The organism is Streptomyces sp. URMC 124, from assembly GCF_051386455.1.
GTDB lineage: Bacteria > Actinomycetota > Actinomycetes > Streptomycetales > Streptomycetaceae > Streptomyces.
On the sequence record NZ_JBPQTS010000024.1, the window covers coordinates 1 to 15,543 of the forward strand.

Here is a 15,543-nt window from a genome sequence, read left to right on the forward strand (position 1 = left end):
GGGTGGAGTGGGGGTGATCAGGGGGCAGAGGGTGGTGTCGGCTCCGGTGGAGGGCATACGGCGGCTCCCAGGACGGTGGTGTGGGGATCCTGCGGGTGCGGCGCCGGTCCGGTGGCCTGTCTCCCTGACGCGGACACGCCCCTCCCAGGGCAGGAGGACGCGGGCATGCTCGCGCGATGCGCTTCCGGTCGGCGACCGTTGCGTGTGCGGTGCGGTACCGACCATAGGACATGCGGGAGTACACGTACTACGGACTCGTAAAGTCATCACCCTTCGGTGGACCGGGCGATCGCGGCGCGGGCAGACTGCTCCCCACGTCGACCAGTCCGGAACAGGGAGAACGTATGCCCCCTAGAAGCACGCCAACGGCGCGTCAGAAGCGGCTGGGCACCGAGCTGCGCAAGATGCGCACCGCCGCGGGCATGACCACCGAGTTCGCGGCCGGTCTGCTGGGGGTACCTCGCACGAACGTGCCGAACATGGAGTCGGGGCGCTCAGGGATCAGCGCCGACCGGGTGCGCGTTCTTGCCAGTAACTACGGCTGCACCGACGCGGAGCTGATCGAGGCGTTGGCCGCGATGGCAGGAGAGCGCGGGAAGGGCTGGTGGGAGTCCTATCGTGGGACGCTACCGGCCAGCTTTCTGGATATCGCCGAGATGGAATGGCACGCCGTACGGCTTCGAATCGCACTGACTGTGCACCTTCCCGGGCTGCTCCAGATCGAGGACCACGCTCGTGCGCTCTTCCAGCACGTAGTACCGCCCCTGCCGAAGGCCGAGGTCGAAGCCCGGGTAGCCCACCGCATGGAGCGGGCACAGGTCCTCCACAAGGCGAACCCGCCTCAAGTAGAGGTGATCGTCCACGAGGCGGCACTGCGCATGGAGTTCGGCGGCCGGAAAGTGGCGCGTCGGCAGCTCGCGCACCTCCTAGAAGCGAGCTGCCACGACAAGGTGACGTTGCGGGCCATTCCGTTCCGAAGCGGCGGATTCCCCGGAGCAGGCCACTCGGTCGTCTATGCAGAGGCCGTGGTCCCTCAACTGGACGTGGCCGAACTCGACTGCTCTCACGGTCCGGATTTCCTCGATTCGGAGCTGCAGCTCAAGAAGTACCGTACGCAGCTGGAGCAGTTGGAGGCGGTGACCCTCGCACCAGGGCCGTCACGTGACTTCATCCGCGATATTGTCCACCAGCTCTAGGGAACGCCGATGTCAATGATCACCTGGGAAGAAGCCTTCTGCGGCGAGGGGGCGAACTGCTTCCGCATAGGTACCGACGCCGCCGGGAACGCCTACATCGCCGTATCCGGGTCCGAGGACCACTACGTCACCGACACCCGCGACGCCCTGCGCGCACTGATCCGCGACATCAAGGCCGGCAAAGCCGACCACCTCATGTGAAGGGGTACCCATGCCGGACATCGTCTGGGAAAACCCTTACTGTGCCGAGGCCAGCGCCTGCTTTCGGATAGGCACCGATGCCACAGGCAACGCCTACATCGCCGTATCCGGCACCGAAGACCACTACGTCACCGACACCCACGACGCCCTGCGCGCACTGATCCGCGACATCAAAGCGGGCAAGGCCGACCACCTGCTCTAGGGGAACGCTGATGTCAACGATCACCTGGGAGGAGCCCTGCTGCGGTGAGGGAAGTGCATGCTTCCGCATAGGCACCGACGCCGCGGGCAACGCCTACATCGCCGTCAGCGGGTCGGAGGACCATTACGTCACAGATAGCCGGGACGCCTTGCGGGCACTGATCCGCGACATCAAGGCGGGCAAGGCCGATCACCTGCTCTGAGCGTGGCCGACTGCTGACGGGGTGGTGGCTGAGGTCAAGACAGGCCGGTACCCCAACGGCGCAGCTCCTGGAAAGCCCAGCAGTACCCCTACGGGCCTGGGTATCTAACTCCTGTAGAACTGCACCCGGCCTCTGGGGAAGGCGGAGCGACCGTGTCCCATATCAACTGGGAAGACTCCTTCTGCGGGGACAGCAGCAACTGCTTCCGCATAGGCACCGACGCCGCAGGCAACGCCTACATAGCTGTCAGCGGGTCCGAGGACCGCTACATCACCGACACCCGCGACGCCCTGCGCGCGCTGATCCGCGGCATCAAGGCAGGCGAGGCCGACCACCTGCTCTGACGGCGGCTGCCCGCCATGGGTCAGCGCAGCTCGCGCGGTGGCGTGCGGGACGCGTCGACCTTTTCCGTGCGTTCCAGTTCCGCCCACACGATGTACCGGTAGTCGGACGTGTAGACCGGCGTGCACGTCGTCAGGGTCAGGTAGCGGCCCGGTTTCGTGGCGCCGGATTCTTTCGGGATCGGGTCGAGAACGTCCACGTTGTACTTCGAGGTCTGCTTCAGCTCCGCGTAGACCTTGTAGACGTACCAGACGTCGCGCGTCTCGAAGACGACCCGGTCGCCGGTCTTCACCTTGTCGATGTTGTGGAACTTCGCGCCGTGGCCGTCCCGGTGGGCGGCCAGTGTGAAGTTGCCCTTGGCGTCCCAGGGCATGGCGGACTTCACCGGCGAGCGGTAGAAGCCGGCGACGCCCTCGTTGAGGACGTCGGTGGAGGTGCCGCTCTTCACCAGCACCTCGCCGTTCTTCATGGACGGCACGTGCAGGAAGCCGATGCCGTCCTTGGTGTCGAGGGCGCCGGGACCGGAGGGGGCCTGCGCCCAGCGATCGCGCACCGCGTGGCCCTGGCGCTTGGCCTCGCGGTCGGCGAGGACGTTCGTCCACCACAGGGAGTAGACGACGAAGAGGGCCAGGATCACGCCCGCGGTGATCAGCAGCTCGCCTATGACGCTGACGGCGGTGGCGACGCGCCCCCGTACGCGGTCTGTTCGTGCCACAGACGTTCGTCCCCGCTTCGCTGATCCCGTGTGCCGTTACTGAACGAGGGCGTCCGGCTTTCCCTTGCTCCGGGGCCGCTCGTCGACCATCTTGCCCCACACGATCAGACGGTAGGTACTGGTGAACTCGGGGGTACAGGTGGTGAGGGTGATGTAGCGGCCGGGGCCGCGGAAGCCGGAGCCGGCCGGGACAGGGGCGATGACCCCGACGTTCGCGGGTGGCGTCTGCTCCAGACGGCTCGTCATCTCATACGTGTAGAAGGCGCTGCGCGTCTCCACCACGATCTTGTCACCGGGCTTCAGGCGGTTGACGTAGCGGAACGGTTCGCCATGGGTGTTGCGGTGGCCCGCGAGGGCGAAGTTGCCCTTGTCGTCCCACGGCATCGCGGTCTTGAGGGGGCCTTCCCCGTAGTGGCCGACCATGCCGCGGTCGAGGATCTTCTGCTTGCCGGTGCCCTCGGCGATCGGGGCCTTCACGTCCAGCGCCGGGATGTAGATGATGGCGAAGCCCTCGCCGGGCGAGAACGTCCCGGCGTCCCGGTCGGCGCCCTGCCCCTCTTCGTCCCAGCGGCTCTGCAGGTGGTGCGCGGCTCCGCCGGCCTGCTGGAGGGCGCGGACGTTCGTCCACCACAGCTGGTAGGCCACGAACAGCAGCATCACCAGGCCGGCCGTGATGAAGAGCTCGCCCGTGCCGCGGCACAGCAGCACGCCCAGGCTGCCCCTGCGCGCCCGCCGGGCCGCGTGCCGCCGCGCGGCGCGCCCGCCGGTCCGTACGGGCCGGGGCGCCGCCTGGGACGGCACCTCCACCCTGCGCAGCTCCATCGTCGCCCGGTCCTCGGGCGGCAGGGGCTGCGATACGACCCGCGGGGGCGTGGTCACGCCCCGGCCTTGCCCACCACCGGGGCCAGGCCCGCCGACCGCTCCACCGCCGTGGTGTCACCGCAGGCGACGAGCCAGTTGGCGAGCATGCGGTGGCCCCACTCGGTGAGCACGGACTCGGGGTGGAACTGCACGCCCTCGACGGGCAGGTCGCGGTGGCGCAGGCCCATCGCGATGCCGGACTCGGTCCAGGCGGTGATCTCCAGCTCGTCCGGCCAGTTCTCGCGCTCGACGGCCAGGGAGTGGTAGCGGGTGGCGGTGAAGGGCGAGGGGAGGCCCTGGAAGACGCCCGCGCCCTCGTGCGTGACCAGCGACGTCTTGCCGTGCAGCAGCTCGGGCGCCCGGCCGACCACGCCCCCGTAGGCGACGGCCATGGACTGCATGCCCAGGCAGACGCCGAAGACGGGGATGCCGTGCTGGGCGCAGTGCCGCACCATGTCGATGCACACGCCCGCCTGCTCCGGCGCTCCCGGGCCGGGGGACAGCAGGACGCCGTCGAAGCCCTCCTGGGCGTGGCCGAGCTCGACCTCGTCGTTGCGCCGGACCTCGCACTCGGCGCCCAGCTGGTAGAGGTACTGGACGAGGTTGAAGACGAAGCTGTCGTAGTTGTCCACGACGAGGATGCGCGCACTCACTGGTTGACCGCCATTCCGTTGTCGACCGTCACGTCGTTGAACGGCAGCAGGGGTTCCGCCCAGGGGAAGACGTACTGGAAGAGGGCGTAGACGACCGCCAGTACGAGTACCAGCGAGATCAGTGTCCGCACCCACGCGTTACCCGGCAGATGCCGCCAGATCCAGCCGTACATGCCGTCCCCACTTGCCGATGACGTAGTCGAAATTGCAGCACCAGAGTAAGGGGCGGGCGGCGCCCGAGGGGGTCAGCCGGACAAAGCCCCGGGTCGGCCCCGTGACGCGGGCGAGGTCGCGTCGAGGTGCGCCCAGACGATCAGCCGGTGGCTGTGGCCCCACTCCGGTTCGCAGGTGGTGAGGGTCAGGTAGCGGCCGGGGCCGCGGAAGCCGGAGCCGGCGGGCACGGGGTCGATGACGCCGACGTCGTCGGGCCGGGTGCGGTACGGGCGGCCGTCGACGCGGTACGTGAACCAGGTCGTGCCGTCGCCCACCACCACGGCGTCGCCCGCGCGCAGTTCGTCGAGGTCCTTGAACGGGTCGCCGTAGGTGCGGCGGTGGCCGGCGACGGCGAAGTTGCCCGTCTCGCCGGGGCGCGCCGTCCCCTCGTAGTGGCCGAGGCCCTTCTTCAGGAGCCCGGCCGCCGTGCCCTGGAGGACGGGTTTGGCCCAGCCGGCGCCGAAGCGGGGGACGTACATGACGGCGAAGGCCTCGCCGGGGCGGGCCGGGGCGGCTTGGCGGCGCGCGGGCGCGCCCCGGCCCGCGCCCACGCCGGTGCCCGCGCCCGTCCCGGGCTCTGCGCCCGGCGGTGGCGCGCCCTGCACGGAGGGCGCCGCGGGCGCCGCGGGCCGGTCAGGCGACCCGTCCGGCTCGCCTTCCCCTACGGGCCCCACGGGCTGCTGACCGGGCACGTCGTCCTGCGGGGGCGCCCCGGACGGCCCCACGGCGCTCACCGCCCCACCGGCCGCCCAGCGGTCCTGCAGGCGGCCGAGCTCCCGGTCCATGGCGCTGTCGGCGCGCACGCCCGTCCAGTAGAGGACGTAGACGACGAAGAGGACGAGCAGGGTGCCGATGGTCAGGCACAGCTCGGTGAGCGTGCGGACGACGAGCCGTAACCCCATCGCCGGATCCCTCCCGGGTCACTCCACGGGCTTGGCGTAGTGGAGGTCCACTGTGCCCGAGTAGCCGGGAAGAGTCACCGCGTCGTGCTGGTCGACTTTCCAGCCGAGCCCGTAGGCGTTCACGTACTGCAGGTAGTTCTGGATCGCGGGGGAGGCGTCGACGGCCTTGCGCAGGGCGCCGCGGTCGCCGACGGCCGTGACCTTGTAGGGCGGGGAGTAGACGCGGCCCTGGAGGATCAGGGTGTTGCCGACGCAGCGGACGGCGCTGGTGGAGATCAGGCGCTGGTCCATGACCTGGATGCCCTTGGCGCCGCCCTGCCAGAGGGCGTTGACGACGGCCTGGAGGTCCTGCTGGTGGATGACCAGGTCGTTGGGCTGCGGCTGCGGCACGCCGGGGATCTTGGCGGTGGCGTTGGGAGGGGCGTCGGTGAGGGTGACGCTCAGGCCGGGGCCGCTGATCGGGGAGGTGCCGGCGGCCGCGGCGAGTGCGGCGAGCTTCTTGGTCCGGGCCGCGGTGGTGCCGTCGCCCCGCCGGGCGAGGGCGTCCACCTGGTCGCGGGCGGCCGCGGCGCTCTCGTCCAGACCGGCGTTCTTGCGGCTGCGCTCCTGGATGAGGTCGGAGAGCCGGAGCATGGAGTCGTCGGTGCGGATGTTGGTGCCGTGGGCGGTGTTGAAGCTCATCCAGAAGATGAGGCCGGCCAGCGCGAAGACGGCCCCGGTCAGCAGCCGGACGGGTTTGAAGCGCCGGGACGGCCTGCTGGTGGAGTCCGCAGAATTACTCAACGTACCCTTATCCTCTCCGGCGCCACGGAAGCACTACGCTAACGGACGCCCGGGGAAAGGTGGCGTTCCCGCCGCTCGCCGCCTCGGACCAGCCCTTTGTACGTTTCCCTTGTTCCCCAGCGCGGTCACGCAGCGCATCGACAGGAGAGTTCCTCGTGCCGAAGTCACGGATCCGCAAGAAGGACGACTTCACGCCGCCGCCGGCGAAGCAGCAGACCATCAAGCTCAGCAGCGGGCGGGGCTGGGTGGCTCCGCTGATGCTGGCGATGTTCCTCATCGGGCTGGCCTGGATCGTCATCTTCTACGTGACCAGTGGCGACATGCCGGTGGAGTCCCTCCACAACTGGAACATTGTGGTCGGTTTCGGCTTTATCGCGGCGGGGTTCGTAGTCTCCACCCAGTGGAAGTAGCAAGCCTTCCGGGAAGCCTTCCGAGGAGTTATCCACACCCTCGTCCACAGTGGGGAAAAACTCAGAAGATCTGTGGATAACTTCCCCGGGGTTGACGCCGGTGTGACTGGTCACCAGCGCGGGGCGCCTCGCGGCGCCCCTGCCCACCAGCGGAAACGCAGCTGTGTGCACGGACGGACACCTGTTCCCCACACGATGCACAAGATTCCGTGCGCGCTGTGGACAACCGTCCGTGACGGCTCAGCCGGGGAAGACGGTGAGTGCCGGCAGCGTCGCCGTCCGCACCACCACCGCCGCGACGATCACCAGCAGCGTCAGCCCGCAGGTCAGCCCCTGGACGAGCGCCCGCTTCTCCCGGGGCGCGTGCACCATCCCGTAGGCCACGGCGGTGCCCACCACCAGGCCGCCGATGTGGGCTTCCCAGGCGATGTTGTTCCAGGTGAAGGTGAAGATCAGGTTGAGCACGAGCAGCGCCACGACCGGGCGCATGTCGTAGTTCAGCCGCCGCATCAGCACCGCCGTCGCGCCCAGCAGGCCGAAGATCGCCCCGGACGCCCCCAGCGAGGGCTGGCGGGGGTCGGCGACGACGAAGGTCAGGGCGGAGCCGCCCAGACCGGACAGCAGGTACAGCGCGAGATAGCGGGCCCGGCCCAGCGCCGCCTCCAGCGGGGGCCCGATCCACCACAGCGAGAGCATGTTGAACGCGATGTGCATCGGCGCCTGGTGCAGGAACATCGCCGTCAGCAGGCGGTACCACTGGCCTTCCGCGACGCCCTGGGGCTCACCGGCGAGCACGGCGCGGCCGAACAGCTCCAGGTCGTCGAGCAGGCCGTCGCCGGTGGCCATGACCGCGATCCACAGGGCGACGTTCATCCCCAGGAGGATCTTGGTGACCAGCCGGGGGTCCGCCGTGTGGGCGCCGCCCGCGAGCGTGCGCGGGGCACTGGCCCGCGGGGCGTGCCCCGTGCCGGAACCGCCGGAACCGCCGGCGACGCAGGCCGGGCACTGGAACCCGACCGAAGCGCTCACCATGCACTCCGGGCAGATGGGCCGCTCGCAGCGGGTGCAGCGGATGCCCGTCTCCCGGTCGGGATGCCGGTAACAGCCGACGGCCTGGTCGTTCATGCGTTCCCCTTGCGCCGGTGATGGGCGGGCCTGTCCGGGACGCGCGGCCCCGCCCGTCTTACGGACGAGCGGGGCGCCGGGTTCCCTCGGGCCGTGATGAGGGAGCTGAAACCGGGTGTCAGCGGGTCTCGATGACGACCGACTCGATGACCACGTCCTCGACCGGGCGGTCGGTGCGCGGGTTGGTGTCGGTGGTGGCGATGGCGTCGACGACCTTCTTGCTGGCCTCGTTCGTGACCTCGCCGAAGATGGTGTGCTTGCCGGTCAGCCACGCGGTGGGGGACACGGTGATGAAGAACTGCGAGCCGTTGGTGCCCGGGCCGGCGTTGGCCATGGCGAGCAGGTAGGACTTGTTGAAGGCCAGGTCCGGGTGGAACTCGTCCGCGAACTTGTAGCCCGGGCCGCCGGTGCCGTTGCCCAGCGGGTCACCGCCCTGGATCATGAAGCCCTCGATGACGCGGTGGAAGACCGTGCCGTCGTACAGCTTGTCCGTGGACTTCTGGCCCGTCTCGGGGTTGATCCACTCGCGCTCGCCCTTCGCGAGCTCGACGAAGTTCTTGACCGTCTTGGGGGCGTGGTCCGGCAGGAGCCGGATCTCGATGTCGCCCCGGTTGGTCTTCAGGGTGGCGTAAAGCTGCTCGGCCACGATCTACCTTCCATAGTCTGCACTGACGGCTACCGATCCTCGCATGGACGGGTTCGCGGCGAGTAGCCAGCAAAGCCCCGCGCGCCGCGCGAAAGCGTGGCATGGTCGAGCCGGGTCGTCACCCGGCGTCGTCACCCGATGACCCGGATGCCCGCCCGCACGTGCCGGACCGCCCGCCTCCAGGCATGATTTTTCACTGGGTGGAAAGGCGACAAAACATACGCCACCGAGGAGGAGGTTCTCGTGACCCGCAAGGACAGCGTGCGCGCCGCGGCCAGCTCGGCGAAGGACAGCGTCCGGCACGCCGCGGAAGTGGTGGCGCCCTACGCCGGCACCGCGAAGGACACCGCCGCGCACTACGCGCACGAGGCCCGGGCCCGGCTGGCACCCGTGGTCACGGAGGCCGCGCACCAGGCCGCGCACCAGGCCCGCTGCCAGTACGACGCGCATCTGCACCCGCGGATCGAGCACGCCCGCGGCGCCCTGCCCCCGAAGATCGACCAGGCCGCCGTGCGGGCCCGCACGGCCGTCGAGCCGGTCCGGGACGAGGCGGTCGCCCGTGGTGCCGCCGCGTTCGCCGCGCTGCGCGGACAGGTCAGCCCCAAGGAGATCGAGAAGCTGGTCGCCCGGCGGGACCGGCGGTGCCGGGCGGGCCGGGTCCTCCGGCGCCTCGGTGTGGCCGCCGTGATCGCCGGGGGCGCGTACGCCGCCTGGAAGTGGTGGGACAAGCAGGCGAATCCCGACTGGCTGGTCGAGCCGCCCGAGGCCACCGAGGTGCACGACCGGCCGCCGCTGAGCTCGGTCGACGGCACGGGCCAGGCCTCCACCTCGCCGCTCGACCCCGAGGTCCAGGCCAAGCAGGCCGAGGCCGAGGCCTCTCCGGAGAACGGCGGGCCGGACGACAGGCCGTTCTGAAAACGGCCGGAAAACAGCTGAGAAAACCGGTCGGCGGACCGGAATTCACCGAGGCCCCCCGGCTCGCGCTTCCCGCGCGGGCCGGGGGGCCTCGTGCGTTATCCGGGAACCCGCCGATATCCGGGATCCGGCACCGGGTTATCCGGGAAAGCGCGCCCGCAAACAAGTTGTTGTGTGCAATAGATTACAGGTAATTCTTTGGAAAAGCGCCCGGTGGTTCGGGCCGATTCACCCGACTTGCCCGCCCGCTCCCGCATCTAAGCTGCGAAGAGCCGGCCCCTGCTGACTGGCGGGTTCCCCTGTTTCTCCACTCTCCGCCCTTTTGCGGCACACATAAACGAGAGGTGCTGACATGGACGCATTGGTCAAAGAACGCACAGCCGCCGGCCCCGGCTCGATAGAGCTGGCGTCCGCCGAGCTCGTCACGTACCGGCACATCGCCCGGCAGGGGCTCGTACGCATCGACGAGCTGATGTCCGGCGCCCACGGCGACGTCAGCATCCAGGCCGTGGACAAGCTCATCGCCACCGGTCTGGTGCGGCGGCTGGGAGCCGACTGCCTGGCCGCCGTCGACCCCGCCCTCGTGTCGGACCGGCTCCTCGGCCAGTGGGAAGAGCGGGTGGAGAACGCCCGGCTGGGCCTGCAGTGGATGCGCGGGCAGATCGCCGAACTCGGCCTCATCTACGCCACCCAGCAGCAGTCGCTGCAAGGCCCCCACCTGGAGCGCATCGAATCGCACGAGGAGGTGGTCCGGGCCCTGGAGCGGTACGCCGACGACTGCCGCGAGGAGGTCCTCTCCGCCCGGCCGGGCGGCGCCCACCCCGACGCGGAGCTGATCGAGGCCCGCTACCGCTACCAGCAGCTGCTCGGGCGCGGAGTGCACCTGCGCGCCCTCTACCAGTACTCCGCGCGCTTCCACCCGCCGACGGTGCGGCACACGGAGGAGGCCATGGGCGCGGGCGTCGAGGTCAGGACGGTCACCGGCGACCTGGCCCGGTTCGTCATCTTCGACCGCGAGGTGCTCGTCGTGCCGCTGCGCAGCAGCCCGGGCGGAGCGCTCGTGGTCCGGGACGCCGACCTCGTCGCCTTCGCCGCCGAGATGTTCGACGCCGCCTGGACGACCGGGGAGCCCATGGACAAGCCCCGCGAGAGAACGTTCGTCCAGGACCTGGCGAACCAGACGAAGCGGTCCATCCTCCAGCACCTGATCGCCGGCGCGGACGACCGGACGACCGCGCGGGCCCTGGGCATCTCGGTGCGCACCTGCCAGCGCCACGTCTCGGACGTCATGCAGCAGCTCGGCGCCTCCAGCCGGCTCCAACTCGGCTTCCTGCTCAAGGAGCAGGAGCTGCTGGGCGGGCGAAGTCCGGCCGTCGCGATGTGAACGACCGCCCCCCGCCTCTGCCCCCGCGGCCGAAAACGGCCCCGGCCGTGCGGAGGTCCGCACGGCCGGGGCCACCGGGCCCTCCGCCGGGCCCGGAGTTCCTCACACCGGCTCCGACAGCTGCGGCTCCGCAGCCGGTACGGGGGTGCTCACCGGCTCCGTGCGCTCGCGGCACAGGGCGACGAGGACGGCGCCGACGATCGCCAGCCCGCCGGAGACGAGCGCGGCGTAGGTCATGCCGGTGCCCATCTCGTGCGCGGCGCCGCCACCGCGCGGGGCGAGCGCCAGGATCGCCGCGACCAGCGCGACGCCCAGCGACGAACCCAGGTAGCGCGAGGCGTTGTTCGCCGCGGAACCGACCGCCACGCGGTGGGCGGGCACGCTGCGCACGGCCAGCCCGGCGAGGGCCGCGTTGACCACGCCGCTGCCGAGGCCCGCCAGCACGAGGCCGGGCACGAACCGCCACCAGGACGACTCCTCGGAGATCCCGGCCAGGGCGAGCTCCCCGATCCCGCACAGGGCCAGGCCCGCGGCGACCTGCTGGCGGTCGCCGACGCGGGCGACGAAGCGGCGGGCCTGCGGCGCGGCCACGAAGGACAGGCCGGACCAGAAGGCGAGCAGACCGGCGCTGCCGAGCGGGCTGAGGCCCTGCATGCTCTGCGCGGCGGTCGGCACGTACGTCATCAGGCCGATCACGCCCATGCCGGTCACCAGCGCGCCGACGACCGAGGCGACGAACGCGGGCCGCCGGAAGAAGGCGGGCTCCAGCATCGGCTGCGCGACGCGCTTCTCGACCACCACGAAGCCGGCCAGCAGGACGACCGCGGCGACCAGGAAGACCAGGACGTGCGGCCTGCCCCAGCCGCCGCGCCCCTCCGTGAGCCCCGCGATCAGCAGGGTGATGCCGGCACCCAGGGTGAGCACCCCGGCGAGGTCGAAGGCGCGCTTGTGCGCGCTGCGGGACTCCTCCAGCGTGCGGGCGGCCCAGAGCGTGACCAGCGCGGCGAGCACCGCGAGGACCCAGTAGGTGACCCGCCAGTCGGTGGCCCGGCCCAGCAGCGCGGAGAACACCGGGCCGATGGCGATGCCGCCGCCGACCATCGCCCCCCACAGGCCGGTGGCCCGGGCCCGCTCGGGGCCGGGGGCGAAGGCGTGGGCCAGCAGGCCGAGGCTGGACGCCAGGAGCGCGGCGCTCGCCGCGCCCTGGACGATGCGGCCGAGGACGAACACGAGCGTCACGGGGGCGACGGCGCACACCACGGTGGAGAGCACGAGCAGCCCGCCGCCGGTCACGAACATCCGCTTGCGGCCGTAGTCGTCGGCGAGGGTCCCCGCCACCATCAGGCACGCCGCAAGGCCGACGCTGATGCTGCCCAGGATCCAGGTCTGCCCCGAGGGACCGGAGCCGAGCGCCGCTCTGACGGTCTGCACGGTCGAGACGGGGGCGGTGAAGTTGATGAGCACGAGCAGGGTCGCCACGCACGAGATCGCGAGAGTCGCGCGGGCGGAGGACCGGCGCTCGACCGGTTCGGTCGTCACTACTACCCCCAGGAGATCGGTGGAGTTCAGTCATTGAACCACATAGTTCAGTGACTGCACCGCTAGACTTTCGTCATGGCATTGGGACGTGGCTACGCAGACCAGGACTGTTCACTGGCCCGGGCACTCGAAGTGGTCGGCGAGCGCTGGACCCTCCTGGTGCTCCGCGACTGCTTCTACGGGGTGCGGCGCTTCGGCGACTTCCACGCCCACCTCGGCATCCCGCGCGCCGTCCTCGCCGACCGCCTCAAGGCCCTCGCGGCCGTCGGCGTGGTCGAGCGCCGCCCCCACCCCACGGGCGTCGAGGTCGACTACGTCCTCACCGAGCGCGGCCTCGACCTGTGGCCGATGGTGTTCTCCCTGGCGCAGTGGGGCGAGCGCTGGCTCGCCCCCGAAGGCTCGCGCCGGCTCTTCAGCCACGCCACGTGCGGCACGGACATCGGCTCCACCGGCGCGTGTCCGGCGTGCGGCACGGTGCCCCCGCCCGCCGACCTCGTCATCCGCCAGGGCCCCGGTGCCGACGCCGGCCTGCGGGACGACCGGGTCAGCGCGGCCCTGCGCAGCCGGCCCCACCGGCTCCTGACGGAGCTGTTCCCGGCGCCCGCGCACACGACGCCGTCCGCCCCGCACGCCCCTGCCACTTCCTGAACAGGCCGCCCTTAACGGGCTGTTGACGGGACCCGCTGCCCGGAAGACCATCCCACCGGGCGATACGTGCCCCATGCACCCGTCTTGTGACGTTCCTCTTTACGACAGTCGCAATCACGACGCCCTCTGACGCTGTCGCCGCGGGACGGCCCGCTGGCAGGGTCGTGCCCAGGGAGCGCTTCGGCAGCTCCCCGCAGGGACTTGCCGTCCCGCAGAGGCGCGGCGGCAGCTCACGTAATTCATGGGGGAATGACGCATGCCTGGATCCGAGTGGGCAGCCGGCGACGCGCTGCGACGCGAGGTCCTGGGAAACACCTACGTCGACGGCGTGTCCGACACCTGGGCAGGAGCAGCGGAGCTGCAGGACCTGGTGGTGCGACTCGCCTGGGGGACCGTCTGGCAACGGCCCGCATTCGACCGGAAGTTCCGGAGCCTTCTGACCGTCGCCATTCTCACGGCGATGAACCGCAAGCACGAACTGGAGCTCCACATCGGGGGAGCGCTGCGCAACGGGTGCACGGTCGACGAACTCGTCGAGGTCGCCCTCCAATGCGCCGTGTACTGCGGGTTTCCCGCCGCGATCGACACCGTGCGGTCGATCAAACAGATCAGCGACGAAATGTCCTGACCAGCGGACCTGGCAAAGCCGCCCCGAACTGGGAAAACCTCAACGGAGTCCCACTGTGAAACCTAGGGCATTGCACACGGTTGGCATCGTCGGCGTGGGCCCTCGCGGATTGTCCGTCCTGGAGCGCATGGTCGAGAACGCGCGTGACCGTATCGGCGATTCTCTTGTCATCCATCTCTTCGAACCGCGGAACTTCGGTTCCGGTGACGTCTGGCGGACCGATCAGTCCCCCGACCTCATCATGAACATCGTCGCCTCCCAGATCACCGCCTTCGCGGACGACACCGTGAAGATGGCCGGCCCGGTCCGCAAGGGCCCGAGCCTGTACGAGTGGTCGGCCATGCTGGCGGCGGGAGACATCCCCGGCAGCTATCCCGAGGCCGTCCTGGCCGAGGCCCGGGAGGTCCACGAGAACAGCTACTGCCGCAGGTCCTTCTACGGGCACTACCTCGAATGGGCCTACGGCGAGATCCTGCGCAACCGCCCGGACACCATCGAGATCCACGAGCACCGGGGCAAGGTCGTCTCGGTGGCCGACACCGAGGCCGGCGGCCAGCTCCTGACCACGGACACCGGAGGGTCGGCCGAGGTCGACCAGCTGGTGCTGGCCACGGGCCACGGAGCGGTGCACCCGTCCGCCGACGAGGAGACCCTGCGGGGCTTCGCCGCGGCGACGGGAGGCCTCTTCCTCCCGCCCGCCAACCCCGCCGACGCCGACCTCAGCAGCATCGAGCCCGGTCAGCGGGTGCTCGTCCGCGGCCTCGGACTGTCCTTCTTCGACTACATGTCCCTGCTCACCCAGGGCCGCGGCGGCACGTACGTGAGGACCGCCGACGGGCTGACGTACCTGCCCTCCGGCCGCGAACCGCACATCGTCTGCGGATCACGCCGGGGCGTGCCCCTGCACGGCAGGGCGGACAACGAGAAGGGCGACCTGCGCTACGAGCCGAAGGTCCTCACCGAGGAGCACATCGACAAGCTCCGCTCGAACGCCGGCCCGACCGGCGCCCTCGACTTCCGGCGCGACTGCTGGCCGCTGATCGCCAAGGAGGTCGAGACCGTCTACTACCGGCGCCTGGTGGAGATCAGGGAGTCGGAGGAGGTCGCGGACGAGTTCGGCGCGCTCTACAGCCTGCTCCCCTGGTCGTGCGACTCCGAGCGCACCGTCCTGCGCAAGTTCGACGTTCCGGAGGAGCAGTACTGGGACTGGACGCGGGTGGCGCAGCCGTGGACGGACGACGACATCGCCTCCGCCCGCTCCTGGACCGGATTCCTGCGGTCGTACCTGGTGGACGACATCGCCGAGGCGCGCCGCGGCAACCTCAGCAGCCCCGTGAAGTCCGCCCTGGACGTCCTGCGCGACATCCGCAACGAGATGCGCTACGTGATGAACAACGGCGGCATCGAGGGGCGTTCGTACCGGAACGACGTCGAGGGCTGGTTCAACTCCCTGCACGCGTTCCTCTCCCTGGGGCCGCCCTGGAGCCGGGTCGAGGAGCTCGTGGCGCTGATGGACGCGGGCGTGGTCGAGGTCGCCGGGCCCCGGTTCACGGTCGAGTGCGATCACGAGCGCGGTGTGTTCACCGGCACCTCGGCCGTCCCCGGCGACATCCGCACCGGCACCGTCCTCATCGACGCGCGGCTGCCCAAGGTGGACCTCGCCCGTACGAACAACTCGATCCTCGTCCACCTCAAGAAGCACCAGCAGGTGAAGCACTTCACGGTGCAGACCGCCTCGGCCGGCGAGTACATCACCGGCGGCGTGGCCGTCACCGAACGGCCCTTCCGCGTCATCCGCAGCGACGGGTCGGTCCACCCCAGGCGCTACGTCTTCGGCGTGCCCACCGAAGGGGCGAACTGGGTCACCGAGACCGGCATCCGCCCCAACGTCAACTCCATCACCGTGGGAGACAGCGACTCCATCGCGCGGGCCGTACTGGGCCTTTCCTGAGCCCGCCCCCTCCTGGGGCCCGCCCGC

General features: G+C 70.3%; 20 protein-coding genes. 11 read left to right on the top strand and 9 right to left on the bottom strand.

Annotation, left to right across the window (positions count from 1 at the left end; all coding sequences use genetic code 11):
* Positions 1-344 precede the first annotated feature (344 nt).
* The 5 genes from ACSNOG_RS07345 to ACSNOG_RS07365 all read left to right on the top strand — a co-directional run bounded on the left by ACSNOG_RS07345 (position 345) and on the right by ACSNOG_RS07365 (position 2,145).
* On the top strand, positions 345-1,196 hold the full coding sequence (locus tag ACSNOG_RS07345) for a helix-turn-helix domain-containing protein (protein WP_436751730.1): 852 nt from the start codon (positions 345-347) through the stop codon (positions 1,194-1,196).
* Between the two features lie 9 nt (positions 1,197-1,205).
* Positions 1,206-1,397, top strand: a complete 192-nt coding sequence (locus ACSNOG_RS07350) for a hypothetical protein (protein ID WP_436751731.1) — start codon at positions 1,206-1,208, stop codon at positions 1,395-1,397.
* A 10-nt stretch (positions 1,398-1,407) separates the two neighbouring features.
* A complete protein-coding gene (locus tag ACSNOG_RS07355; RefSeq protein WP_436751732.1) occupies positions 1,408-1,599 on the top strand; it encodes a hypothetical protein in 192 nt (63 codons plus the stop codon).
* 10 nt (positions 1,600-1,609) lie between these two features.
* Positions 1,610-1,801, top strand: coding sequence for a hypothetical protein (locus ACSNOG_RS07360; RefSeq protein ID WP_436751733.1), 192 nt, complete (start codon positions 1,610-1,612; stop codon positions 1,799-1,801).
* A 152-nt stretch (positions 1,802-1,953) separates the two neighbouring features.
* Complete coding sequence (locus ACSNOG_RS07365) at positions 1,954-2,145, top strand: hypothetical protein (RefSeq protein ID WP_436751734.1); 192 nt, start codon at positions 1,954-1,956, stop codon at positions 2,143-2,145.
* A gap of 20 nt (positions 2,146-2,165) precedes the next feature.
* On the opposite strand, the gene ACSNOG_RS07370 is transcribed toward ACSNOG_RS07365, so the two are convergent.
* The 6 genes from ACSNOG_RS07370 to ACSNOG_RS07395 all read right to left on the bottom strand — a co-directional run bounded on the left by ACSNOG_RS07370 (position 2,166) and on the right by ACSNOG_RS07395 (position 6,270).
* On the bottom strand, positions 2,166-2,858 hold the full coding sequence (locus tag ACSNOG_RS07370; protein WP_436751735.1) for a class E sortase: 693 nt from the start codon (positions 2,856-2,858) through the stop codon (positions 2,166-2,168).
* 36 nt (positions 2,859-2,894) lie between these two features.
* Positions 2,895-3,737 (bottom strand): class E sortase, encoded by an 843-nt coding sequence (locus ACSNOG_RS07375; protein WP_436751736.1) that lies wholly within the window; start codon positions 3,735-3,737, stop codon positions 2,895-2,897.
* Positions 3,734-4,372 carry an aminodeoxychorismate/anthranilate synthase component II gene (locus tag ACSNOG_RS07380; RefSeq protein WP_190023270.1) on the bottom strand — a complete coding sequence of 213 codons (639 nt, stop codon included), beginning with the start codon at positions 4,370-4,372 and terminating at the stop codon, positions 3,734-3,736. The genes ACSNOG_RS07375 and ACSNOG_RS07380 overlap by 4 nt, the downstream gene beginning before the upstream one ends.
* Positions 4,369-4,503: a hypothetical protein gene (locus tag ACSNOG_RS07385; protein WP_436751776.1), complete on the bottom strand. Its 135-nt coding sequence runs from the start codon at positions 4,501-4,503 to the stop codon at positions 4,369-4,371. Before ACSNOG_RS07385 ends, ACSNOG_RS07380 begins: the two co-directional genes overlap by 4 nt.
* 114 nt (positions 4,504-4,617) lie before the next feature.
* Positions 4,618-5,487 (bottom strand): class E sortase, encoded by an 870-nt coding sequence (locus ACSNOG_RS07390; RefSeq protein WP_436751737.1) that lies wholly within the window; start codon positions 5,485-5,487, stop codon positions 4,618-4,620.
* An 18-nt stretch (positions 5,488-5,505) separates the two neighbouring features.
* Positions 5,506-6,270: a DUF881 domain-containing protein gene (locus tag ACSNOG_RS07395; protein WP_436751738.1), complete on the bottom strand. Its 765-nt coding sequence runs from the start codon at positions 6,268-6,270 to the stop codon at positions 5,506-5,508.
* A 155-nt stretch (positions 6,271-6,425) separates the two neighbouring features.
* Here ACSNOG_RS07395 and crgA point away from each other — a divergent pair, with 155 nt between their 5' ends.
* Positions 6,426-6,680 (top strand): cell division protein CrgA, encoded by a 255-nt coding sequence (gene crgA, locus ACSNOG_RS07400; RefSeq protein WP_058047345.1) that lies wholly within the window; start codon positions 6,426-6,428, stop codon positions 6,678-6,680.
* Positions 6,681-6,920: 240 nt separating this feature from the next.
* Here crgA and ACSNOG_RS07405 read toward each other — a convergent pair whose 3' ends face one another.
* Positions 6,921-7,805 carry a rhomboid family intramembrane serine protease gene (locus tag ACSNOG_RS07405; RefSeq protein WP_436751739.1) on the bottom strand — a complete coding sequence of 295 codons (885 nt, stop codon included), beginning with the start codon at positions 7,803-7,805 and terminating at the stop codon, positions 6,921-6,923.
* 118 nt (positions 7,806-7,923) lie between these two features.
* Positions 7,924-8,451, bottom strand: a complete 528-nt coding sequence (locus ACSNOG_RS07410; protein ID WP_436751740.1) for a peptidylprolyl isomerase — start codon at positions 8,449-8,451, stop codon at positions 7,924-7,926.
* Between the two features lie 243 nt (positions 8,452-8,694).
* Here ACSNOG_RS07410 and ACSNOG_RS07415 point away from each other — a divergent pair, with 243 nt between their 5' ends.
* Positions 8,695-9,366 (top strand): DUF5324 family protein, encoded by a 672-nt coding sequence (locus ACSNOG_RS07415; RefSeq protein WP_436751741.1) that lies wholly within the window; start codon positions 8,695-8,697, stop codon positions 9,364-9,366.
* A gap of 352 nt (positions 9,367-9,718) precedes the next feature.
* Positions 9,719-10,750 carry a LuxR C-terminal-related transcriptional regulator gene (locus ACSNOG_RS07420; RefSeq protein ID WP_436751742.1) on the top strand — a complete coding sequence of 344 codons (1,032 nt, stop codon included), beginning with the start codon at positions 9,719-9,721 and terminating at the stop codon, positions 10,748-10,750.
* Positions 10,751-10,852: 102 nt separating this feature from the next.
* On the opposite strand, the gene ACSNOG_RS07425 is transcribed toward ACSNOG_RS07420, so the two are convergent.
* Positions 10,853-12,289, bottom strand: coding sequence for an MFS transporter (locus ACSNOG_RS07425; protein WP_436751743.1), 1,437 nt, complete (start codon positions 12,287-12,289; stop codon positions 10,853-10,855).
* Between the two features lie 75 nt (positions 12,290-12,364).
* On the opposite strand from ACSNOG_RS07425, the gene ACSNOG_RS07430 reads away from it, so the two are divergent.
* From ACSNOG_RS07430 to ACSNOG_RS07440, 3 genes are all read left to right on the top strand, one after another.
* A complete protein-coding gene (locus ACSNOG_RS07430) occupies positions 12,365-12,937 on the top strand; it encodes a winged helix-turn-helix transcriptional regulator (RefSeq protein WP_436751744.1) in 573 nt (190 codons plus the stop codon).
* 256 nt (positions 12,938-13,193) lie between these two features.
* Complete coding sequence (locus ACSNOG_RS07435; protein ID WP_436751745.1) at positions 13,194-13,565, top strand: carboxymuconolactone decarboxylase family protein; 372 nt, start codon at positions 13,194-13,196, stop codon at positions 13,563-13,565.
* 94 nt (positions 13,566-13,659) lie between these two features.
* On the top strand, positions 13,660-15,516 hold the full coding sequence (locus ACSNOG_RS07440; RefSeq protein WP_436751746.1) for an FAD/NAD(P)-binding protein: 1,857 nt from the start codon (positions 13,660-13,662) through the stop codon (positions 15,514-15,516).
* The last annotated feature ends 27 nt before the right edge of the window (positions 15,517-15,543 follow it).

Excerpts from the sequence above, each read along its gene's own strand:
- ACSNOG_RS07345 (WP_436751730.1), top strand. The coding sequence starts at position 345 with ATGCCCCCTAGAAGCACGCCAACGGCGCGTCAGAAGCGGCTGGGCACC.
- ACSNOG_RS07350 (WP_436751731.1), top strand. The coding sequence starts at position 1,206 with ATGTCAATGATCACCTGGGAAGAAGCCTTCTGCGGCGAGGGGGCGAAC.
- ACSNOG_RS07355 (WP_436751732.1), top strand. The coding sequence starts at position 1,408 with ATGCCGGACATCGTCTGGGAAAACCCTTACTGTGCCGAGGCCAGCGCC.
- ACSNOG_RS07360 (WP_436751733.1), top strand. The coding sequence starts at position 1,610 with ATGTCAACGATCACCTGGGAGGAGCCCTGCTGCGGTGAGGGAAGTGCA.
- ACSNOG_RS07390 (WP_436751737.1), bottom strand. The coding sequence starts at position 5,487 with ATGGGGTTACGGCTCGTCGTCCGCACGCTCACCGAGCTGTGCCTGACC.
- ACSNOG_RS07405 (WP_436751739.1), bottom strand. The coding sequence starts at position 7,805 with ATGAACGACCAGGCCGTCGGCTGTTACCGGCATCCCGACCGGGAGACG.
- ACSNOG_RS07420 (WP_436751742.1), top strand. The coding sequence starts at position 9,719 with ATGGACGCATTGGTCAAAGAACGCACAGCCGCCGGCCCCGGCTCGATA.
- ACSNOG_RS07430 (WP_436751744.1), top strand. The coding sequence starts at position 12,365 with ATGGCATTGGGACGTGGCTACGCAGACCAGGACTGTTCACTGGCCCGG.
- ACSNOG_RS07435 (WP_436751745.1), top strand. The coding sequence starts at position 13,194 with ATGCCTGGATCCGAGTGGGCAGCCGGCGACGCGCTGCGACGCGAGGTC.